General features: G+C 40.0%; 21 protein-coding genes. 15 read left to right on the top strand and 6 right to left on the bottom strand.

All coding sequences use genetic code 11. From position 1 onward, the window contains the following. The first annotated feature begins 60 nt into the window (after window positions 1-60). From CH362_RS12515 to CH362_RS12490, 6 genes are all read left to right on the top strand, one after another. Complete coding sequence (locus tag CH362_RS12515) at window positions 61-1,470, top strand: helix-turn-helix domain-containing protein (RefSeq protein WP_244280577.1); 1,410 nt, start codon at window positions 61-63, stop codon at window positions 1,468-1,470. A gap of 4 nt (window positions 1,471-1,474) precedes the next feature. Then, the gene (locus tag CH362_RS12510; protein ID WP_100710683.1) at window positions 1,475-2,509 is read left to right on the top strand and encodes a hypothetical protein; all 1,035 of its coding nucleotides are present in this window, start codon (window positions 1,475-1,477) and stop codon (window positions 2,507-2,509) included. A 107-nt stretch (window positions 2,510-2,616) separates the two neighbouring features. Then, window positions 2,617-3,591, top strand: coding sequence for a hypothetical protein (locus CH362_RS12505; protein ID WP_244280576.1), 975 nt, complete (start codon window positions 2,617-2,619; stop codon window positions 3,589-3,591). 5 nt (window positions 3,592-3,596) lie between these two features. After that, entirely contained in the window at window positions 3,597-3,971 is a 375-nt protein-coding gene (locus CH362_RS12500; protein ID WP_165780266.1) for a phosphatidylinositol phospholipase, read from the top strand. Between the two features lie 816 nt (window positions 3,972-4,787). Continuing rightward, a complete protein-coding gene (locus CH362_RS12495; RefSeq protein WP_086445707.1) occupies window positions 4,788-5,003 on the top strand; it encodes a hypothetical protein in 216 nt (71 codons plus the stop codon). Between the two features lie 100 nt (window positions 5,004-5,103). Then, window positions 5,104-6,549: an MBOAT family O-acyltransferase gene (locus CH362_RS12490; RefSeq protein WP_100710681.1), complete on the top strand. Its 1,446-nt coding sequence runs from the start codon at window positions 5,104-5,106 to the stop codon at window positions 6,547-6,549. On the opposite strand, the gene CH362_RS12485 is transcribed toward CH362_RS12490, so the two are convergent. Beyond that, the gene (locus CH362_RS12485; RefSeq protein ID WP_165780265.1) at window positions 6,534-8,012 is read right to left on the bottom strand and encodes a hypothetical protein; all 1,479 of its coding nucleotides are present in this window, start codon (window positions 8,010-8,012) and stop codon (window positions 6,534-6,536) included. The genes CH362_RS12490 and CH362_RS12485 overlap by 16 nt on opposite strands. A gap of 91 nt (window positions 8,013-8,103) precedes the next feature. Between CH362_RS12485 and CH362_RS12480 the strand changes: the two genes are divergently transcribed. The 4 genes from CH362_RS12480 (at window position 8,104) to pyk (ending at window position 14,230) form a co-directional block, all read left to right on the top strand. Beyond that, complete coding sequence (locus tag CH362_RS12480; RefSeq protein WP_100710679.1) at window positions 8,104-9,648, top strand: hypothetical protein; 1,545 nt, start codon at window positions 8,104-8,106, stop codon at window positions 9,646-9,648. Between the two features lie 77 nt (window positions 9,649-9,725). After that, window positions 9,726-10,772, top strand: a complete 1,047-nt coding sequence (gene asd, locus CH362_RS12475) for an aspartate-semialdehyde dehydrogenase (RefSeq protein WP_100710678.1) — start codon at window positions 9,726-9,728, stop codon at window positions 10,770-10,772. 16 nt (window positions 10,773-10,788) lie between these two features. Then, window positions 10,789-12,759: a hypothetical protein gene (locus CH362_RS12470; RefSeq protein ID WP_100710677.1), complete on the top strand. Its 1,971-nt coding sequence runs from the start codon at window positions 10,789-10,791 to the stop codon at window positions 12,757-12,759. A 40-nt stretch (window positions 12,760-12,799) separates the two neighbouring features. Beyond that, window positions 12,800-14,230, top strand: a complete 1,431-nt coding sequence (gene pyk, locus CH362_RS12465) for a pyruvate kinase (RefSeq protein WP_100710676.1) — start codon at window positions 12,800-12,802, stop codon at window positions 14,228-14,230. 20 nt (window positions 14,231-14,250) lie between these two features. On the opposite strand, the gene CH362_RS12460 is transcribed toward pyk, so the two are convergent. Genes CH362_RS12460 through CH362_RS12450 form a run of 3 tightly spaced genes read right to left on the bottom strand, consistent with a single transcriptional unit; the run spans window position 14,251 to window position 15,221 of the window. Beyond that, window positions 14,251-14,523 carry a hypothetical protein gene (locus CH362_RS12460; protein WP_100710675.1) on the bottom strand — a complete coding sequence of 91 codons (273 nt, stop codon included), beginning with the start codon at window positions 14,521-14,523 and terminating at the stop codon, window positions 14,251-14,253. Between the two features lie 21 nt (window positions 14,524-14,544). Further along, window positions 14,545-14,928, bottom strand: coding sequence for an LBF_4227 family protein (locus CH362_RS12455; RefSeq protein WP_100710674.1), 384 nt, complete (start codon window positions 14,926-14,928; stop codon window positions 14,545-14,547). 14 nt (window positions 14,929-14,942) lie between these two features. After that, complete coding sequence (locus CH362_RS12450; RefSeq protein WP_100710673.1) at window positions 14,943-15,221, bottom strand: DUF883 family protein; 279 nt, start codon at window positions 15,219-15,221, stop codon at window positions 14,943-14,945. 205 nt (window positions 15,222-15,426) lie between these two features. On the opposite strand from CH362_RS12450, the gene CH362_RS12445 reads away from it, so the two are divergent. Beyond that, complete coding sequence (locus CH362_RS12445) at window positions 15,427-15,840, top strand: TraB/GumN family protein (RefSeq protein ID WP_086445698.1); 414 nt, start codon at window positions 15,427-15,429, stop codon at window positions 15,838-15,840. 12 nt (window positions 15,841-15,852) lie between these two features. After that, entirely contained in the window at window positions 15,853-16,158 is a 306-nt protein-coding gene (locus CH362_RS12440; RefSeq protein ID WP_100710672.1) for a 4a-hydroxytetrahydrobiopterin dehydratase, read from the top strand. A 28-nt stretch (window positions 16,159-16,186) separates the two neighbouring features. Here CH362_RS12440 and CH362_RS12435 read toward each other — a convergent pair whose 3' ends face one another. Beyond that, a complete protein-coding gene (locus CH362_RS12435) occupies window positions 16,187-16,735 on the bottom strand; it encodes a DUF1564 family protein (protein ID WP_100710671.1) in 549 nt (182 codons plus the stop codon). Between the two features lie 149 nt (window positions 16,736-16,884). Next, a complete protein-coding gene (locus CH362_RS12430; RefSeq protein ID WP_008588853.1) occupies window positions 16,885-17,610 on the bottom strand; it encodes a response regulator transcription factor in 726 nt (241 codons plus the stop codon). Window positions 17,611-17,836: 226 nt separating this feature from the next. Between CH362_RS12430 and CH362_RS12425 the strand changes: the two genes are divergently transcribed. The 3 genes from CH362_RS12425 to CH362_RS12410 all read left to right on the top strand — a co-directional run bounded on the left by CH362_RS12425 (window position 17,837) and on the right by CH362_RS12410 (window position 20,772). Next, window positions 17,837-18,277 carry a DUF4279 domain-containing protein gene (locus CH362_RS12425; protein WP_100710670.1) on the top strand — a complete coding sequence of 147 codons (441 nt, stop codon included), beginning with the start codon at window positions 17,837-17,839 and terminating at the stop codon, window positions 18,275-18,277. A 363-nt stretch (window positions 18,278-18,640) separates the two neighbouring features. Continuing rightward, window positions 18,641-19,585 carry an EF-P lysine aminoacylase EpmA gene (epmA, locus tag CH362_RS12415; RefSeq protein ID WP_100710668.1) on the top strand — a complete coding sequence of 315 codons (945 nt, stop codon included), beginning with the start codon at window positions 18,641-18,643 and terminating at the stop codon, window positions 19,583-19,585. A gap of 191 nt (window positions 19,586-19,776) precedes the next feature. Next, the gene (locus CH362_RS12410; protein WP_100710667.1) at window positions 19,777-20,772 is read left to right on the top strand and encodes an OmpA family protein; all 996 of its coding nucleotides are present in this window, start codon (window positions 19,777-19,779) and stop codon (window positions 20,770-20,772) included. Window positions 20,773-20,890: the final 118 nt, after the last annotated feature.

Here is a 20,890-nt window from a genome sequence, read left to right as displayed (position 1 = left end):
GGGAGAAGCATTCAAACTAATTCTTAAATTTTCTAAAAATTGCAGAAAAATCGGATCCAAATGTCGGACGTCCGACATTCGAAAGAAAGTCCAGGTACATGGTTGACACCATGCTTAATTTTAAACATTTTCCCTTCTATGCTATCCGCTCCGGAAGAATTTATATGGGGGAATCCAAATCCTAAAGAACTTAGGATTTTGTTACCTCTTGCATTTCCGGAATGTTTAAGATTAATCGATGGCCTGGCAGGACTTGCCACTTTGGTCTCAGAATCTGATCCTTCTTCCTTAGAGGAAGCTGGTTCTTGGGGTTATGGAGAAGAAGGATTTTTCTATCCTTTTCTGACCAAGGGTTCCCAGATCAGGAGCCGATTAGAAGGAAGCAAATCTCCATTCTTCTTGCCCAGGTCAGAAGAAGTGGAACTATTCCGAGATGATTCCTTGGGATGTTTATTATCCCCGGTTTTACTGGATGGAAGAATGTTTGGATTCTTTCTGATAGAGCTTCCAAGCCAAGCGGTAGAAAGACAAATTTTACTCTTACATTTACTCTGTCAGAAGGTGGCCCGGCTTTTAAAAAAAGAATCGGAACCTTCTACCGTTTATAAACTTTCCGAGGACGTTAGTTCGGATCCATTAGGGGAGTTGATTTTTAGATTAGGAAATGGGAAAAATTCTCAGCTAGAAAAATTCAAGGAATCAGGAAGTATCTGTATTTCAGGTCCTGATTCTTCGGGGAAAAAAACTCTAGCAAAATGGATCCAAAAAAGGGAGTTTCCTGGTAGGCCAATTTTAACGGTTTCGATCCTTCCGGAGCAGGCATCCAAGTTAGAAAAAGCACTTATTGATTGGGAAAAAATGGCCGAGTCTGGGACTCTAATTTTAGAAAATTCAGAGAATTATTCTTTGGCCCAGCAGAGAATCTTATTCGAATATTCTCAGAGAAAGTCTGGAAAATCCCGTCTTATTTTTTTAGAGAACTCAGGCAAAAAATCAACGGAAGAGTTCTTATATTTTCGTTCTCTTTTGGCCGAAAATAAGTTACAATTACCTGCCTGGAAGGACTGGGCAAAATCGGATAAAATAGCGGCGGTCCAGCCGATTTTTCAAGAGGTCTGCGAGTTATATGGCCGTCCGGATTTAGCACTTTCTGAGGATGCGATTGAGTCTTTGGTAGGAGGAATATCCTGCCAAAATTTAGAGGATCTCAGAAATGCGATCGAAGAGGCAGTTTTAAATTCCGGCTCGGGAGAGATTCGAAATTCGGACCTTAAAAAGGAAGGTTCAAAAGGAATTTCTCTTCCGGATCCGGAGGACCTGGATTTGCGAAAAGCTGTGGAAGCCGTGGAGCGCCAAAAAATTCTTTTGGCGGATAAATTGTTCGGCGGTAACCAAATACGAATGGCAAAGGCCCTGGGAATTTCCAGAGGTTCCTTGCAGTACAAATTAAAAAACCTAGGTTTGGGCTAGAATTTTGGAATTAGATTCCTTATACGAAGAAAGAAAAACTCCGGCCGGATTTTTAGTAAAAGTCCGCCTCGGAAAAATGACGTACGTAGTCTTTACCTCCAGGGGCCCAGAAGTCCCGAAAGGAGCTAGGAACCAGTCCATTGTGGTTTCGGTTCCTAGGATCGCATTTTTAGGAGAGGATTTTGACCTCTCCCATTTTAGGCTGGGAGAGCTGAGTTTCGTAAACGTAAAACAGGGGAAACTAGTGATCCCTTACCAGCATTCCAGTTCCGGAAACGAAGTCCGGACCATCTTCCTGAACAGCGGAAGCGAGTGCGATATTTTGCCAGTAATCATCTACCATTATGACCGAGTGGATAGTCTGCTTAGGGCCAGAGAAGAGGGTGTAGAAATGCATCACCTGGTTTTGGATGAGGAGTTCCCACGCCAAGAATTGGTGGCTCTGAAAATTAGGTTCCCTTCCTTGAACATGCTCATCATCAAAAGAAAGGTGGCTCAAAAAATCGGGGCAGTGGGGGAAAAGCCATCCCCTGGAAAAGAGGAATTGGAAAAAAGTCTCCGGGAAGAATCCAGTATCGTAGACTTTAATAAGGTCCGGGCCACGGATTTATTGGAGAAGGGCAATTTAAATATGCACTCCAAAAATCCAGTCTTCCTTGCTAGGATCCATCTTCGAAAAATGGACCTGGAAAAAGTAAAACAGCTACTCCTGGAATTCACATTAAAATCAGAAGAGGTTGCGTTCATCCGGACCTTCTTGGATGTGATGATCCGAAACGATGATAATAAAGAAGAGTTAAAAGGCTGGGCACCAAAATTAAAAAATTTGGATGAAGGCTTCCGACTCGCGGGCTTAATTTTAGAAACGAAAGAAAAAGAATTCGAAGCAGAACTAGATAAAGGTTTCTCAAAAGATATCGCTTATATGGTCTACGCACTTTTGGAAAAAGAACAAGACCGAGCAGAAAACAAAGAGCAAGAAATTGTGCTTTGGGAATGGAAGCTCAGAGCTAAGAGACTGTTCCGGAAGACAGCCTAAATTCCTGGAAAAACAGTAAAAAAAGCTTCCATTTCCCTCAAAAACGGTTAAAAATGGGCTATACTGTCATGTTTTTTCGAATGAGACATAATTTTTTGGTACAGTTCTTGCTTATTGCCTCCCTGGCTTTGGGCTCGAGTTCTGCCTTCGCAGAAGAGGGTTCTGATATAGAACTTTCTTCTCAAAATATGTCCGAGGCAGAAGAGTTTATTTCGGAAGAACTAAAATCAATCTACCAAGAAGAAGTGGATCAAATTCTCTCCGAAGGAATTTCTTATTCGGAAGAAGAAAGATTATCCGACTTTCCGGATCTAGATTCTCTTCTGGCAGATGATGGTGCTCCGGGTAGAGTCGCAAAAATTTCTTCGCATCAAAAAACAGAGAAGGGGAAAAATCCTAACTCTGAACTTGGGATCCAAAATCGAAAATCGACTTCTGAAAATTTTTCGGAGTCTTCAATCTTCTCACAAAATTGTCTTCTTAGTCTGAATGTTTTATTATCAAATATGAATGTCGGACAAGGACTTGGTCTGGAGTTCCTACCAAGCATCCAAGCCCAAGGGCGAACTCGAGATCATGAGACTTCTTTCGTTATAGGAGATTTTTATGCGGACGCGGTATCCGGATGTGAGTCTGTAATTTCCCTATATTTAAGTGGGGAAGGCTCCTTACTTAAGTCAGTCTGTTCTGCCGAAAATCAAAGAAATCTACTCTTAGGGCCTGGAGTTCCTGCCACGAATACTGTGGATTCAGGAAAAACTGCAGAGAATGCACTGGGAACGGGATTGAGCCCTGAATTCGACCAAATAGGGGGCATTACCCTGGTTTTTGGGAAATTCTACGAAAGCAGGATCTTCTACTGGGAAAGCGCAGGCCAAAGGCGAGTAGGTGGGTCGTCAATGGCGAGCACCATGAGCCGAGCTGGAGCACTAACTCTGAATATAAAATTCTCCGCAGAAAAATTGGAAGCTCAGACCCTAAACCCAGAATTGAAATCATCACTTGAAAAGGTAACATCTGCGCGGGACGAGACTTGTTATAAATTTTCTTCTGGTCGTCCGACCCCAGAAATTCTAACTTAACAAATATGGCCGTGAAGATCAAACGAACCTCTTTTCAGAGGCTTCTGAATGCGATGAAGAAAGTCACTAGTGAGGTGAACGATCACGAAATTCTTCGCAGATTAGAAACTCTTATGGTCACAAGCAAAGAAGATCTGAACCAAACAGTGGTCCGTTCTCTTTTAGAAAATCCTTTAGACTTCGATCCTAAATCTGTGCCTGAACCTTACGCTCAGTACGTTAGACATTTCGTATATATGGTGAAACGAAATAAGAAAATGGGATTGGATGTGAACTTTGATTCAAGCGCCATCGAATCAAAAAAAGAGAAGAAGAAGTTACTATCCCCTAAAAAATCCGCTCCCTCCAAAAAACAAGTTCCAGCTCGCAAAAGAGCCTAAATTTTCCAAATCTCCCTGTGCTGCGCACAGGGCCAAAATTCATATTCCACAAAAGGGCAGTATCCCTGCCTAACTGCCCGCTTATGGGCGCATGCGTATATGAATAGGCAATTTCTGCCCAAAATTCGACTTTCGATGCCTATATTGAGACTCTTACATAAGTGCCTAATCATAAGCAGCAAAATTCGACATTTGCCTGATTGAAATTCGAGGAATTCATGAATGCGGTTGGGAAAAATCGCGCAAAGTAAGGGGCAATATCTGCCCTGGAAACGACTTAAAATCGCCCGTGGGCTAGGCTCTTAAATGTATTGGATAGTCGAGCAGTCTATCAGTGTATGAGCGATAGTTCGCTTATTCGCCACCTATCGACACTGCCCAAATATGAGCATTTAGTTTTGATTATAAGGGCTCTCCGGGAAATGGATAGAAATGAAGATTAGGGCAGGCAGGCCCTAAGTTGCACCTTGCAAATTGTCTATAAAAAGCAGGGAATTCACGTTATAGAGCCTAATATTTGCTTTCAGGCGTCACTCAGTAAGTCAGCGCTTTTTCTTTACGAGAGGCTTGCTGCCTTATTTTGACAAAACTGTCCATCCTTGGGCGGCAACAAAGGAATTCCTGTCATTCTTGGCTTTGCATTGAATCCGTCAAAAGGCTATGTAAAGGGGCTCTTATTTGGGATTAAGAATGGCTCAAAGCCCCGCGTATTACTGACATAAAGTCATGTGTATCAACTTAACACCCCCATGAGGTTTTGGCAGGCCATATTGCTTTCTTCTTGCGGAAGGAGGAAGGATCATAAATCCTCTTCCAATGGCCGAAGTAATCAAATTAAGGGTAAAATGCCACGCCTGCTCAAATTTAATCGAAGGTTCTGCTAAGTATGGTGGGGGGCACTACGTTCCAGAGGGAGTAAACTTCGAATTTGTGGCTATTGGGAAGGTGGAAACACCTAAAGGAAAGCGTGTTAAGGCAGAAATCACTGCAGACTGCCCCAATTGCGGAGTTCGCTGCAAGTGGACCATTTAATAGGATTATTATTAGTCTTAAAAATGATTAAAAACAATCTAAGATAAGATTAAAAATAGGCTACTATTCCCAAGAATCGATGAATGCTTAAAATTAAGTAATGAATTTCACTACTCCTCTCTTTTTATTCTTCTTTTTGCTTATATTTGGGCTAAGATGGTTTCTTCCCAGACTAAAATTCCTTCCAGAGTGGGTCCCTAAGCCATTTTTGCTAGCCGGAAGCTATTTCTTCTATATGTCTTGGAATCCTAAGTTTGGGCTTCTTCTTTTCGGAACTACAATCCTGGATTATTGGATTGGCAGGACAATGGAGCAAAAGGATGGAAGGTCTCGTGCAATCTTACTTTCTGCTTCTCTTATTTTGAATCTTAGCGTTCTAGCTTTTTTTAAATATTTCATTTTCTTTATGCAGTCTGGAAATGCCGCTTTTTCGGCATTTGGGCTAAATTTGGGTCTTCCTGTATGGCGCATTGTGCTTCCTGTAGGTATCTCTTTTTACACTTTTCAGTCTCTAAGTTACACAATCGACGTGTTCAGAAGAGAAATTTTGCCTGAGAAAAATTTTTGGAATTATGCACTCTTTCTTTCCTTCTTCCCTCAGTTGGTTGCGGGACCGATTGTTCCGGCAAAGACTTTTTTACCTCAGCTTAAGACTTGGGTAGCATGGAAGGAACTCCCTCTCAGAGAAGGTCTCGTTTTAGTTTTGATAGGTGTATGGAAGAAGGTGGTGATTGCAGATCAACTGTCTATCTTACCGGATTCTTTTTATCGGTCTCCTTTAGAATTTTCGAGTGCCTATGCATGGGCAGCGGTTTTTGCCTATTCTCTTCAAATTTATTGTGATTTTAGCGGATATACTGATATTGCCTTGGGTTCTGCTCTTCTTCTTGGCTTTAAGCTAACTGAAAATTTTAGGATGCCTTATCTTGCTTCAGGGTTTTCTGATTTTTGGAGAAGATGGCATATTTCTTTATCTTCTTGGCTCAGGAACTATTTATACATTCCTTTGGGCGGTAATCGTAAATCTGAACTCAGAACTTATATAAATCTATTTTTGACCATGCTTTTGGGTGGTTTATGGCATGGTGCGAGTTGGAATTTTGTGGTTTGGGGAGGATTTCACGGTATTTTCTTAGGATTAGAAAGATTGGGTAAAAAATTTTGGCCCGGTTTCTTCTCCCCTGAAAATGGATCTGGAATTTTAGGAAGGTTCTCTTATAGGATCTTTGTGATCTTAGCTGTAGTTCTTTGTTGGGTGTTTTTTAGATCTCCAAATTGGAAAACTACAGGGATTGTTTTCGAAAAACTTTTCGGATTTTCGAGTGGTGCGGATCCGGCTCTTTCTTCTTTGCGTATTTTGTTTATTGCATTCTTTTTATTTTTTGTTGCGACCTGGATCGGAAATCGAGACGAGAAGGATGGTAGTTTTCGTAAATTTTATGAAGGCTTACATCCGGTAATCTTCGGAGTTTTGGTTGGTGTGGGGCTTTTATTAGGAGCTGTATTCTCTTCCGAGGCTCAGCCGTTCATTTATTTTGTTTTTTGAATTGGTCTTTGTAGATAATCTCTGATCTTTTCTGTTTCATCGTAGACCCAAATTTTTCCGTTTCCGGATTCACAATTTAAAACGCGAGAAGGTTCTCCATAGAATGATTTGATCCTGGATTCTCCGAGTCCTTCTGGCAATATTGCGATCGGGCCTTCTGGCGGGAATAGGAACCATTCTTTATTGGAAACTGAATATGATCCTTCTAATGTGCTAAAATCTATCGGGTAAGCTAGGACTCTTTTTTCAGAATATGTGAGTATTCGTCTGGCTTTCCGAGGCTCTGAAAGTACGAATACAAATGAATCTTTTTCTTTCCATTCATCCACACAGACTGTTTCAGGCGGTCGGATGGATTCCCATGGATTTCTGAGCTGTCCGGCTTCTTCTCCAAATGCAGCAAATACTCCAAGCCCGAATATCAGTCCTAAAAATGCGAAATTTCTAGAATGGCTCAGATAATTTTGGTTCTTGATAGAAGGTAAAATCCCAAATAATACAGGGACCATCACGATTGCAGGAAGGCTGTATTTGAGTGAATTTTGGCCGGAATATAGCCCAAGTAAGGGTGGTAAAATGCAAAGACTGAGTTGGAAATATCCTAAAAATCCGTAACTATGCCCGGCTTCTTTCCCCTTTCTTAAACATAAAATTCCGCCTAGGATTGCGAATGCTAGAAAGATCCCTGAAAGTTTTAGGCTCAGTATTGCGCTGAAAAAATCTGCCCACCAATGTGAGATTGATTCGAGTGTAGAAAGTTTATTTGGCGAGTTGATCGCTAAAAATATTTTTATGAAAGAATTAAGCCCTAATCCGATTAAACCAGTCGCGAAAAATCGAATAGAAATCAGCGGAAAGGAAACTCCCCAACGACCATACCTCCTCGCCCATGCAAGCAAAGTGGGCAGATATAATTCTAAAATTAAGATCCTATCTGAAACTGTGAGTATAGAAAGCAGAGGGAAGATCGAATATTTTGGGACCCTCTCTCTTTTTAAATAAGGCCAGATCCAGAGGCTTGTGAGGAATGCGCTGATATGTACGGATGGAAAATATAAAAAGTATAATAACGGAAATTTTTCAGCTATCAAAAATAGGAAAGAAAGTGCGAGCAAGCTAAATACATAACTTTGGGGCCTTGGCATTTTCGGCTCCATTGCACGGATGAATTTTCCTAAAAGATATGCGAGTAAAGAGGTTTGGAAGATCGCGTAGAGTGTTAATGTCCTAAAAACATTCTCAGTGATATAACCGAATATAAAAACGATCGGCAAGTCTGGAAAAAAATAAGGTGTGGGAGCGAATGACCAGGCCCTTAAGGAACCTCCGTCCCGAAGCACGTCGATTAACACAGAAGGAAGATATAAAGCTTCTATGTTCCAGAAAATTTCTTTAGGCGCAGAAAATAGGGAAAATATAAGTGAGGCCAGGAAAATGATAATCGAAGTCCAGAGCCAAACCACTTGGGAATCGTGGCCAATGCCTCATCCTAGGTAAAGTAGAAAACGAAACAATTTCTGGACAAAGAGGCAATTACTTTCAGTTTATGGAACTGTGTCCCGTTCCAAGTTAACGATCTTATTTTCTATAATTATCTCAGTATTTTTTTTGGACTTCTTCTTGTTCAGATACTCGTTTTGGCTTTTGCCTAACGAATCTTCTTGGGGAGCAGATTATTTTTATAATTTTTTACATGAGTTTAAAACTTTCGAAAAGATTTCGAAGCAGAAATTCCGCGTTTTAGTAATAGGTTCCAGCGTTACAGGTTATTCTATTAACCCGAAAGACTTAGAGAAAGAACTTCGTAAGGTCACTGGGAAAGATCTAGAGATAATCTTTTTATCTTATGCAGGTATGCCTCCTATGGATGCTTACTTGATGAAGGATCAATTCTTAAGTTTGTCTCCGGATCTTGTTGTATATCCGGTAAACTTTGTGGATTGGAGATTATATAGGACCTATGTTCTGGATCCTAAAAATGGTAAAAACGAAACCGCAGAAGAATCCAAACTTATCCTGGATGCTTTGGATTTTAGGGATGCTCCACAATCTAAGATCATTTTTCCGTTGGAAAGTCTCTTGGAATTTTGGGATTTAATAGGATTGGAGAAGAGTGCGGAATATTTAGCTGCTTCTATCTTTGGTTCCTATCGTTATAAGGAAATTTATTGGAAAATTTCTTCTTCTCTTTATGAACATCGATTTGGTAGGAACACCAGCTTCAGAGAGTATAACGGCGTAGACATTCCGGAAAAGGTAACCTTTAGGGGTTGGACCGGAAAAGTTTTTTCTTTTCAGCCTAAACCTTATATGGCTCGAAAAGGTTTTTATATCCAGGTAGTGGAAGAAGTCCTTAAGGATGGAAAGCTGATCCTGAACTTGGAAAATACTTCTCATACTGTTAAACAGACCTTGGAGTTTAAGAGTCCCGGTTGGAAAAAAATTCTTCTAGATCCTAAGTTTTTGGACCAAGGGGAGAAGGATCACTGGATCAGAGCAGAAGTTTCTAATACTTGGATCCCTTATTTTGCGGGACCAGAGCATAAAGATTGGGCTCGGGATATTCTTGGAATTAGACTCCAACAGCTTTTTGGGAAAGAAGATAATCTTTCTCTTTTGGATAAAAGACCGGTGAGAGAAGAAAGGTTGGAAGACCTACGCTTTCTAGGGATGTCCGATAAGGAATATGAAGAATACTTTTACTTTAGGCTTCTTACAGATCTAAAAAAAAGACCAGGTTTACAGTACATTCAGGTATTGGCGGACTCTAAGAAGAAGATCGCAAAAGAAAAGTTCCGACCAATTCTTCATTTTCGTTATATGAAGAAGTTACTTTCTTTTTTCAAAGAGAAGAATTTGCCATTTCTCTTAATAAACAATCCTGAAAACCCAGTCAGTCTTTCCTGGTATGGGGATTCGGAATGGTATAAAGAGCATTTATCTTATCTGAAAGAAATTAGCGGTGGCGGGGACAATTTTGTGGATCTAAGCCGGACTTTACCTTCGACAGATTTTTGGGATTTCCATCATCTCACTTTTGAAGGAACTCATAAGATGAATTCTAAGTATGCTTCTCTCATATCTAAATTTGTCGAATGACAGTCCGTGGTCTTAGAAAAAAATAGAAAAAAACAATGAAATGCAGACTTTAAGTCTGAGAGCGGTAAATAAGTTCTATGAGCAAAATTAACGTAGCTGTTTTGGGAGCCACTGGCTCCGTCGGGCAAAGGTTCATCCAACTTTTGGAAAACCATCCTTATTTTCAGGTAACCCATCTATGCGCATCCGAGAATAGCGCAGGCAAAACATATGCAGACGTTATGAAGAAGCGTTGGAAGATTTCCGGCGATATTCCTAAATACGCTAGTGACATAATTATCACATTACCAGATCCGAAGGTTACTCCAGGTGTGAAATTGGCGTTTTCAGGTCTGGACGCTTCTGTCGCAGGAGAAGTGGAAACTTCTTTTGCAGAAGCTGGTATCCATATTATTTCTAATTCTAAAAATCATAGAATGGTGGAGAATGTTCCTCTTCTTTCTGCAGAAGTGAACGCGAACCATTTGGATGTGCTCGCAAGCCAAAAAACTCCAGGTAAGATCGTGACTAACTCCAATTGTACGATCATGGGAGTGACTATCTCTCTTAAACCTCTATACGAAAAATTCGGTATAGAGTCCGTTATGTTATTCTCTATGCAGGCAATCTCCGGAGCAGGTTATCCGGGAGTTCCTACCATGGATATTCTGGGGAACGTAGTTCCTTTTATAGGCGGAGAAGAAGATAAAGCCGAGATCGAACCTCTGAAATGTCTTGGAAAGACCGAAGGTGGCAAGATTGTGAATGCGGATTTTAAAATTTCCGCTCATTGTAATCGAGTTCCTGTTTTCGACGGGCATACTGTTTGTGTTTCCGTGAAATTCAAGAAGACGCCAACGGAATCCGAAATTTTAGAAGCCTGGTCTTCATTTAAAGGCGAGCCTCAAGAATTAAAGTTGCCTCTCGCTCCGGATTTTCCGATTCTTTATCGTCAAGAAGAAGACAGACCTCAGCCTCGTCTCGACCTGGAAACAGGAAGAGGAATGACTACCGTAGTGGGAAGACTTAGACCGGATCCGATTTTAGATTGGAAATATGTTGTCCTAAGTCATAATACGGTCCGTGGGGCTGCCGGTGCCGCGATTTTAAACGCGGAATTGATGTATCGGAAAAACCTACTCTAGTCGAAGAGGATGACTCATGCTGGATCCCCAATCTCCGGAACTCAAGGTAGCGGATTATAACTCGGCCTTACAGTTAACCCAAGCCTTAGAGGCCAGAGGGGATTTCCAGTACAAGGGAATTCATAAACTAGTTCTGATCATTGGCGACTGGACTGAAAAGTTCGTAGCGAATAAAATTCTTCCCAGCGCGGAACAGCTTTCGAGAGAACTTACCTTAGATAAGGAAAGGGTAAACGCTTATCTTAGAGAGATGAGCGCGCGCCAAAATCCTCCTATCATAAAAAAGATCTGCATGGTGGATTATAATCCTACCGGCGATTCTTCTGATGGGAAGATTGCTTCTTTTCTAAGATTGATCACAGTATTTGCCAGACCTTCTCAAACGGATGCAGGCTCTAGCCATAGATATGTGGATGGAGTGAACCAAACTTCTTTCAGTTCCATACAAAGATGGGTAAAGGAGAAGAGGCAATTTCCTGGGAAAGAAGGTTTCCAGAAATGGATCTACGATTGTATTGATAATAATAAATTAAGTGAGACCTACGCTTCTTCCGAGATCGGGAATTTGTTTCAGGATAATTTTGATGTTACTCCTGTTTTAAAACAAACCACTATCAATATTCATCTAAAACCAGTTCTTAAAAAGTTAGTAGATTCTCGAATTCTGTATTTTTATAGAAATGAGAATGCTTTAAGTCCAGGAAACCGTTCTGTTTTTTATTATAATGTCCAAGATGAAATTATCGCTAGGCTAGATGCTTATAAAAAGTATCTGAACGAAAGAATTATTCCAGAATTGCAAAGGATCGGTGTTCTTGGCAGTTTTTCGGAACAAGATCTTCAGAATACTCGCTCTATTGCAGGACAAGTCCTTCCTTTCTTAAGCCCAGCTTACGGTGATCAAAAAACTGCAGTTGAGGAGCTTCTTTCTCTTATCCATTTTGAAGAAGAGGAGAAGGAGAAAAAAGAAAAAGAAGAAAAGAAGGCAAAACTTTCCGAGTTACTGGATTATATTAAATCTGCAAATCGTTTGGTCGATTTGAATTATCTTCGTTTCCGCGGAGAACCTATTGAAGAAGAAGTTAAAAATCTGATCGTCAATCATGATATGATCATGAGTGCTGATTTTGCAGATAAGAAGGGCCTTTACGTTTTTGTTCTTCACAAAGATTGTATCAACGGTGCAGTCGAGACTGCAAAAAGGGTCCTTACTGCGACTGGGAATGATAGTGAGATCCGTGTTTTAGCAAAAATGAATATCCGGGACATGATGGAGTCTCGTGAGGCAAGTTCTCAATTTGAGAAGTTGGAATATTCTTCTCTTTTTAAATATCTTCCTTTTATCACCAGATTTTTCAGATCTCTTTTTGGAAATAATGTAGTTCATAGATTTGAAGCAGAAGAGATCAGAGCAAGACTTGCCTCAGAGCAGAATAAAAAAATCCTAGAGGCAAGGACCAAACTCGCTCAGGAAGAAAAAGTCAAGCTAGCCGAAAGAAGAGTAAAAGACAGAGAAGCAGCCGAGGCAACTGCAAAAGCAAGAGCAGCAGCTGCGGTTGCAAATTCAGACTCAAGTGCTCCTGCAAGAAGTTCAGGACTCAGCTCCGAACAGGAAGCAGAGATTAAACGAAATCTTTCTGCCGTTTTAGATGTAATAGACCACGCTTGGGGCCAGGATGAACTTCCGGATAGAGAATATCTCTTACAGGCTTTAGGCGGTCAGATGGACGAAAATACTCTGATCAACTTTCTGAAAAAGAATGCAAAAAAGGAAATCCATTCCTTTATGGTTAGAAATCAGGAAGAGCAGTATTCTTTTCCGATCCTTATTAGCAGAAGGTTCTTGAAAAAGAACGGCAAGGCCTTGCTGGATAAGGCGAAGAGGATCGTAGACGAGCAGAAAAACGCGGGCATGCCTGAACAGGAAAAGTTCGATTTTTATATTTCTTTCGAAGATTTTCTGAACAGGACCCTTCCTAAAATCTGAGCTCGGATCATTAGAGCAATTTTAATAAAACCGAATATACATGAAAAATGAATTAGTTAATTTCAGAAAAACTAAAATTATCTGCACGATTGGCCCAGCAACCGCCGACAAAAAAATGATCCAGTCCCTTGCGGAAGCTGGGATGAATATTGCCAGATTGAACATGTCTCACGGAAATCATGATTTCCATAGATCCATAATTCGAGCTATAAAATCCCTGAATAAAGATGTATTAAAACATCCTATTGCGATCTTATTAGATACCCAAGGTCCGGAAATTCGGACTGGAGATCTGCAAGTAGATCATTTGGACTTAAAAGTAGGCGAGTCTTTTACGTTTCATATCATTCCAGGAGAAGAATCCGAGGAACAATCTGTTTTCGTAAATTATCGCGATATCGTGAAAGACCTTAAGATCGGAGACAGGGTTACAGTAGACAACGGCTTAATCAATTTGGTAGTGGAAGAGATCCAAGAGACTGCTCTGAAATGTAAAGTTGTCGATGGTGGAAAATTAGGCTCTCGCAAACATATCAATCTTCCAGGTATCCGAGTAAACTTACCTTCTATCACTCAGAAAGACCAAAAGGATATTCTTTTTGGTTTAGAAGAAGATGTGGATTTTATTGCTCTTTCCTTCGTTCGTTCTGCGGAAGATATCCATCAACTTCGTAAGATCATAGAAGAAAATAATGGTCATACTGATATCATCGCTAAGATAGAAGACCAAGAAGCCGTTAAGAACATGTTAGAAATAGTGGAAGCTGCTGATGGCGTGATGGTAGCAAGAGGAGATCTTGGAGTAGAGCTTCCTATTGAAGAACTTCCTCTAATCCAACGTGCTATTATCCGAGAATGTGCGATCAAAGGAAAAAGAGTGATCGTTGCGACTCATCTTTTGGAATCCATGATCAATAATCCTTCTCCTACCCGGGCGGAAGTGACTGATGTTGCCAACGCGGTTTTTGAAGAAGCAGATGCAATCATGTTATCCGGCGAAACTGCCGCAGGAAAATTCCCAGTTCGTTGTGTGGATATGCTCCATAAAATCTCGGAAAGAGTGGAGAAGGCGCCGGGATTAGGTTATGTTTTGGAAAGAGTTCCTTCCAACAAGAAGGAAGAAATGGCTCGATCAGCGGCGATGCTTTCTGATTCTATCAAATCTCCTGCAATTATAGTGATTACCAGAAGGGGAACTACGGCTTTGAACGTGGCATCCTTCCATCCTAGGTTCCCACTTATCTACGCTTTCACCAATATGACTACTGTCAGACGTAAACTTTGGCTGACCCGAAGTGTAATTCCATACCGGATCGATTTTTCCAGTGACCCTGAGAAAACGATCAAGCTGGCGATTGAAACTTTAAAGTCGAGCGGCCGAGTGAAGGACGGGGATCAAGTTGTAATCTTATCTGATATTATTGCGGGCGCTGACAGGGTGGAGACGATCCAGATCCGAGAGGTGAAGTAAGGTTTGGTAGGAACTCCAGACTATTCTGGAGTATCCTCGATCTCTTGGTTCAGTAATTTTAGGACCCAATCCTGAAGCCCTAGGCTTTGGAAGGCTTCAATTATCATTCCAGTGTAACTAATGGAAGATTGTAATCTTTCGAAACTCAGCCGAACCTGCAGTTTTTTGATCTGTAAGTAAAGCTGGAGTTCTTCCTTACTCATTTCGGAGGGATCTTTCCATGGGGTGTAATCTTGTCCGGAAAGAGGATTCAGGGAGAAGATACGGTTTTCTTTGGTCTTAGCTTTACTCATGGGCGGGAGTTCCTTCCACTTCTACGCTTTAAGCTTCCGAATAAGAGCGAAAACACCTAACAAGGAAATGAAAAAGCAAAGACCACCAGTTCCCAAGGCTGCCGGTAGCGGATCTCCTGCAAATTGTCTCTGCAAATAGAGAAAAAAGGCAGCGAGAAAGAATATTACACTTAAACTAATAAAGAAAAGAGCAATTCGAAAGAATACGTAGGCTTGGATGCCCAATACAATCTTTTCCGTTGCGATTTTCTTTGCGTAAAGAAGAAGAGTTTCAAAATATTCTGCTATTGAATTGATGAAAGCGAGCAGGTGTTCCTTCAGCTCGAAACTTGAAAAGGAAGTTCCATCCTGCTTCTCGTTATTTTCGTAAGGAATTTCTTCTGAATCCGTTCTTTTAGCGGCCAATGGAGGTTCCGTTATTATTTTCTGCGACCGATAAGCATTCCTATCATAACGCCTATCCCGACTCCGACTCCTAATCCGATCAAAGTTGCTTTTTGAGGATTTTCTTTGATATAAGTTCCTGTTTGATCGATGATTTGTTTAGCCTTTTCACTGGTCTCACCAGTAACTTGCTTTAATTTTTCCTTTAGGTCAGATACGTGTTCCAAGTATTCCTCCCGGGCCTTACCAGTAATTTGCTTGGCCTTATCTTTCAAAATTTGGAGTTCTTCGCTTAGATTATCACCTTTAGACATAAGAACGCCCTCCAGATACTTTTATGTTAGTATAGCTAATCAATTTCAAGAATTTTACATCTTGAAATCAATCAATCGCAAAAATTAAGGACTTTAAATTTGACCGTAGGGATAAATAAGTCGATATATTAGGTCTAACCGGCAAACGGATAGAAATTGAAGCGAAAACCATTCCGGTCGATGCAAAGTAAAAAGGGGATGGCACATGAATTTATTATCTAAAATAGCTAAGATAAGAAGAACTCAAAGACAGAGAATATACAATAGAGCGTATCGCCAAGCTCTGAAACATTTGAAGCGAGAATTTAAGGCGGAAGCCGATCGTCACGCTCAGGCAGAAAAAGAATTAGAGAAATATTATCGCAAAGATGTGGATAGCGAGGCGAAAAAGACCCGCAAGAAGATCCAAGAATTAGAGAACTATAAACTTCTTCTTGAAAGAAAAGAAATGGAGATAGAATCTAAACTCGCTTTTCTAAATGATCAATTGCACAAAATCGAAGAGCTAAAAGCGAGAATGGATGGAGCCGTTAACTTGATGGCACGTGCAGGATCTCTTTCAAATGGCGCTATTGATGATGCAGAGAAGATCAAGCAGGCCTTGAAAAAAGTGCTCTAATTCTAAGATTTCATGGAAAATTCTCCAGTTCCACTTTCAATCGAGCAAATTAAGAAGGAACTCCCGATTACTTGGGAAGTTATTTCGGCAGACGTAATTCCAAAAATCGTTAGAGTATATAAATTATCTCAATATCTAGATGGAATTAAAGTCATAACGGCCCTTGCAAATATAGCTAATGATATGGATCACCATCCAGAAATCCTTCTTTCGTATAGTTCTGTTAGAGTGGAACTATATACTCACAGTTTAAAGGGATTATCCAGCTTTGATTTGCAATTTGCTATCTCTGCCGAAAATTCTCTAAGTAATCTTTAATATATATGATTAGTAAATACTCTGTCCTTTAAGCGATTTTTGGCCCATGAGGATCTTTTCTTTTTACTCTAAAATCAGATTTCGCTAGTTGGTATTCTGAAATCCATAGTTCTCGAAAGAAGATATTTGAATCAAAGTTTGCATGTATGACTGCTTTTACTTGCCAAATTATTTTTTCTGAATTTGAAAAGCCTTTAGATTTATATTCTTCCAATAATAGTACAAATAAATAACACATTGAAACTCCATGACTAATGGCGAGACTTCTGAGTTGAGTCCAATCTTCTGATCTTGGTCTGAAGTTAAATTTTATATACTTATTTTCCTTCGATCTTCCTCGAATGTTCTGATATTTCGTGTATATGGATTTAGAATTAATACGTTTATTTGAATGAAAACTTCTTCGCTGGCTCGAAAGTGCTTTTCGTAGTAAATAGTTGATGCCTTGTTTGCGAACGTATTTTTCCAAATGTGGAGGAATCAGAAGGGTAGAGACATTACGTTTCTTTTTAAGTATATTTCCCAAAGTTATGTTTTGCGAGAAGGAACGGTGATATGTTGGTTTTATTTTTTCCATAGAAGACCCGGGTTTCGGAATGGAAAAATGGAGCGAATTTTTTTACAAACTGCGAGTTATACGAATGATGAAATTAATTTTAGGAAGGAACTCCTCAGAAATCCGTCCTTAAAAATAGTCTAAGAACGGATTTTCGGTAATTTAAAGATCTAATCTATGATTACGATACCTTCATAGTTATCAGTAAATCTATAACCAATTCCCCAAATTGTTTCGATCCATTCAGGTTGAGCTGAATTCTTTTCCAATTTGGAGCGAATTCTTTTAATGTGAGAGTCGATCATTCTTTCAAATCCATCCCATTCCATTCCCCAAACTGCTTCTAAGATCATCTCCCTGGAGAAAACTTTTCCTGGAGAAGTTGCCATTAGTTGTAAAATATCAAATTCTTTTCGGGAGATATTGATCACTTGGTCTTTCAAAGTGACTCTACGACGAACTGGATCGATTTTCAAAGATCCTCTGATGATTTCTCCGCCGCTTCCAATATTCGGTTTAATACCAGCCTTTTTGTCCCATCTACGAAAGAATACATCTACTCTAGTTTTTAATTCTCTTACCGAGAAAGGTTTTGTGATGTAATCGTCCGCGCCTAACTCAAGTCCCATTATTCTATCTATTTCTTCATTTCGGGCAGTAACTATAAAAATAGGAGTATTCTCGTCAGATCTTCGGACTGTTCGACATACATCCATCCCGTCTATATCAGGTAAGGAGAGATCTAAAATTAGGAGGTCAGGGTGATTTGCCTTATAGTATTTAAGGCCCTCTTCGCCAGAAGTTTGAATTGTAGTTCGGTAATGAGCTGAATCTAATGACTTTCGTATTAAATTCCCGATGTCCGGATCATCTTCAATTACCAGAATATTCTTCATAAGCGCCTCAGGTGTATTGGATGTTAAATTTAACCTCATTACAACATATTATTCCCACCAAAATTGTAACATAGCAAAAAATGGGATTTTAAATGTATTGATTGGAAAACAAAAATTCGAAAAATGCTATATGTTTGGCGTTTTCGAAGGTTTTGCTGTTCATCAATAATGGTATTTCTAGAGAATTCTTATTTCTTAATGTGAAAAGTCTGGTTTTGGACAGTTTATGAAATACAGTAATCCTTCCTTCCCCAGGAGTTGGGCGCTTATTGCTGTTTCGGAGCCCGGGTTGGATGTTCACGAAGTAACCAGAACCCTTGGTATTCGGCCGGACTTGTCAGTGAACAAAGGAGTTCCTGCCATCTCTGGAAAATCCGTCACTTCTTCCTTGTGGCAAATTCACTCGAAAAGAGATGCAAGTTCCCCATTAGAAGATCATATCCAAGAATTATTAGAAAGAATTGCCCCTCGTCGCAAAGAATTCCAAAGTTTTTGCGAAAAACATAATGTCGTACTTTATTGTTCTGTTGAATTCAATAATGGTAATTTAGAAGAAACTGCTTTGAGTGCTCGAACTCTGTTACTACTCGGAAATCTCGGATTAAAATTATCCTTTCATGCGTGGAATATTCCGGAAAGAAGGAGAAGGTCAGAGGATCAGAATTAATTCCTCTAAAGAAAAGGTCTTAATGTATTTTCGAATCGGAGGTCTCGGTTTGGATAGTATTAGCACTCGATTCTTCTCTCTCAAATCTAAGGCGTATTTGATCAGTTTTTCTATTACCGGAAACGGTAAAGTCTCGAATTTTGATATTTCCAATTTTACATGCCGATTTGTTTCATAAAAGGCCATTGCTAAAACCGAGTTTAATTCACCCAATACTTGGTCGTTTACTTCTGAAAGAAGAGGTTCTATCTCGACAGCCTTGGGCTTTTTTCTTATTTCAAAGTAATTGTATTTTCGGCTATACTCCACAGTAGTTTCCCATTCTAAAGGATTAGTTTGCCATTTGAGCGTTCATATTCAAAGATGAAGTTGAATAACTTAGAAATATTGTCATTTCGATCCAGATTTTTACATGCTACGAGAACTTTTTTTTATGAAAAAGGATTCCTCGAGGTTGATACTCCATCTTTGAAAAAAATTCCGGGGATGGAGCCGTATTTGGATCCATTTATGGTAGGATCTCCCTCGGGTGCTGAGAAGGGATATCTGATTACTTCTCCGGAATATTCTCTCAAGCAAGCTTTATCTTTAGGTGCGAAAAAGGTATACGAGATCGCCCATACGTTTCGTTCAGGGGAGAAAGGGAGTTCCTACCATACTGCAGAATTCCTAATGCTGGAATTTTATCAAACTGGCACTGATTTACACCAGGCGATGGATCTTCTCGAAGAGCTTATTCGATGGATTGCGGATAAGTTAAGTCTTCCTCTTCCAGAAAAACAATTCCAAAGAAAATCAGTGAAGGAACTCCTTTCCAATTGGGCAAACATAGATTGGGACCGAAATTCCTTAGAACGAAAAGTAACGGAATTATCTCTAACAAATCTCTCTTTCGATTCAATGGAATATGAAGACTGCTTTTTTTTAATATTCTTAAACTTACTAGAACCAAACTTCACTTCGGAATTTCAATTCGTCTATGATTATCCTCCCGAAATGGCTGCTCTTTCTAGAATTGAAAACGGTGCGGCGAAAAGGTTCGAATTATATTTCGGAAATATAGAATTAGCTAACGCATTTTATGAACTTTTGGACCCGATAGAACAGAGAGCTCGTTTCGAAAAAGAGCAAGAGTTGAGAAGAAAGTTAGGCAAGGAAGTCTTTCCAGTTCACGAGGAGTTCCTTCAAGCATTGGAGAGAGGCATTCCAGAATGTTCTGGAATTTCCATCGGATTGGATCGACTTCTAATGGTACTTTTGGGAAGGAACTCCCTCTCAGAAGTTAGCCCATATTGGCGAGAAATTTGAAAACTGCGGATTTTATTCTCTTCTGACTTCATTTAGAATTAAGAAAGCATCATAGAGGGTTCGATAATGAATATAGGCCTCGCAAAACTTTTGTTGCACGGATCTTCTATCAATTTAACTTAAGATTTGATTTACCTTGAAAAGGGTTCTTCGAATAAAAAGATTCATGGCTTTTAGTACGGACGGAGAATATGACTAAGAAACAGAATTATTACGTCACTATAAAAGGCAAAAAATATGATCGAGGCCTGATCGAGTTAGCGGAGAAGGCTACCTCAGGCAAAAAAGACGGCCGTATTTCAATCGCAGATGCAAAAAAACTTCTCAACGCTGTGAAGGATAATAATACCTATACGGACATCGAAAAGAAAACGATGGAATATGTCCGTGAAAATTTCCAATTTACTGCAAAAGCAGACGAATGGTTTCGTACTGAAATTCGCAAATGGGCCGCCGAAAAATCTTCTCATACTCAAACCAAATCTTCTCCACAAGAGGAATACACTTCTCACGATGAAGCGATCAGTCTTATGAGTTCTCAACATTCTGAACCTTATAGAGGATATATCCCGACTCCTTCCGCAGGCCAGGCGAAAAAGCAGAATAGCATTCCCGTTTTAGTCCTTTCTCTTATTATTCTTGGAGGTTTCGGAATAGGAATCTATTATGCATTTCGAAACAACGGAAAGAAATCCGTTAGTCATACGGAAGAAGTTAAAGAAAGCAAACCTAAGCAAGTGGCGGAAGAGAAGAAGGAAACTTCTTCTTCGGAGAAGGAAAGTATTTTCGGGTTCTTCTCTCAGAAGCACGAATCAGCGAATTTTTCCGGAAAGGACGCGGAACTTGCTTCTAAAATCCAAGCTTCTCCGATCCTTTTTGATAAGAATGATATAAAAATTCCTCAATCCCAAAGAAGGATCCTGGATTCTCTTACCCTTCTTCTCAAAAAACATTCGGATGCTAAGGCGGTTCTGATTGGACATGCTTCTTCCGAAGGAACCGAAGAGGTGAACTTGAAAGTTTCCCAGCTCAGAGCCGAGATGGTCAGGGATTATTTATTAGGAAATGGTTTGGAAACTTCTCGTTTCATTTTAGAAGCGAAAGGTTCTCAAGTAGTTTCTTCTCCCGAGGGGAAGGGACAAAGTCCGGAAAAAAATAGACGAGTGAATATCCAAATCGTCAAGTGAAGGGGGAGTTATCTCCCTTTTCTTCTCTCTTCTAATTTCTGGCAGGAACTCCAGACTCTTCTCTACATTCTTTCGTCTAATCTAATAGTAAACGGATATTCCGTATTCTTAAAATTGT

Origin of the sequence: Leptospira saintgironsiae, from assembly GCF_002811765.1 — a bacterium.
GTDB classification, from domain to species: Bacteria; Spirochaetota; Leptospiria; order Leptospirales; family Leptospiraceae; genus Leptospira_B; species Leptospira_B saintgironsiae.
Note: the sequence above shows the minus strand (reverse complement) of the source record. Positions and strands in the feature narration are given on the sequence as shown.

Bases quoted from the DNA above. Each gene is read 5' to 3' on its own strand.
- CH362_RS12515 (WP_244280577.1), top strand. From the start codon at position 61: ATGTCGGACGTCCGACATTCGAAAGAAAGTCCAGGTACATGGTTGACA.
- CH362_RS12500 (WP_165780266.1), top strand. From the start codon at position 3,597: ATGGCCGTGAAGATCAAACGAACCTCTTTTCAGAGGCTTCTGAATGCG.
- CH362_RS12495 (WP_086445707.1), top strand. From the start codon at position 4,788: ATGGCCGAAGTAATCAAATTAAGGGTAAAATGCCACGCCTGCTCAAAT.
- CH362_RS12490 (WP_100710681.1), top strand. From the start codon at position 5,104: ATGAATTTCACTACTCCTCTCTTTTTATTCTTCTTTTTGCTTATATTT.
- asd (WP_100710678.1), top strand. From the start codon at position 9,726: ATGAGCAAAATTAACGTAGCTGTTTTGGGAGCCACTGGCTCCGTCGGG.
- CH362_RS12470 (WP_100710677.1), top strand. From the start codon at position 10,789: ATGCTGGATCCCCAATCTCCGGAACTCAAGGTAGCGGATTATAACTCG.
- pyk (WP_100710676.1), top strand. From the start codon at position 12,800: ATGAAAAATGAATTAGTTAATTTCAGAAAAACTAAAATTATCTGCACG.
- CH362_RS12460 (WP_100710675.1), bottom strand. From the start codon at position 14,523: ATGAGTAAAGCTAAGACCAAAGAAAACCGTATCTTCTCCCTGAATCCT.
- CH362_RS12450 (WP_100710673.1), bottom strand. From the start codon at position 15,221: ATGTCTAAAGGTGATAATCTAAGCGAAGAACTCCAAATTTTGAAAGAT.
- CH362_RS12445 (WP_086445698.1), top strand. From the start codon at position 15,427: ATGAATTTATTATCTAAAATAGCTAAGATAAGAAGAACTCAAAGACAG.
- CH362_RS12440 (WP_100710672.1), top strand. From the start codon at position 15,853: ATGGAAAATTCTCCAGTTCCACTTTCAATCGAGCAAATTAAGAAGGAA.
- CH362_RS12435 (WP_100710671.1), bottom strand. From the start codon at position 16,735: ATGGAAAAAATAAAACCAACATATCACCGTTCCTTCTCGCAAAACATA.
- CH362_RS12430 (WP_008588853.1), bottom strand. From the start codon at position 17,610: ATGAAGAATATTCTGGTAATTGAAGATGATCCGGACATCGGGAATTTA.
- CH362_RS12425 (WP_100710670.1), top strand. From the start codon at position 17,837: ATGAAATACAGTAATCCTTCCTTCCCCAGGAGTTGGGCGCTTATTGCT.
- epmA (WP_100710668.1), top strand. From the start codon at position 18,641: ATGAAGTTGAATAACTTAGAAATATTGTCATTTCGATCCAGATTTTTA.
- CH362_RS12410 (WP_100710667.1), top strand. From the start codon at position 19,777: ATGACTAAGAAACAGAATTATTACGTCACTATAAAAGGCAAAAAATAT.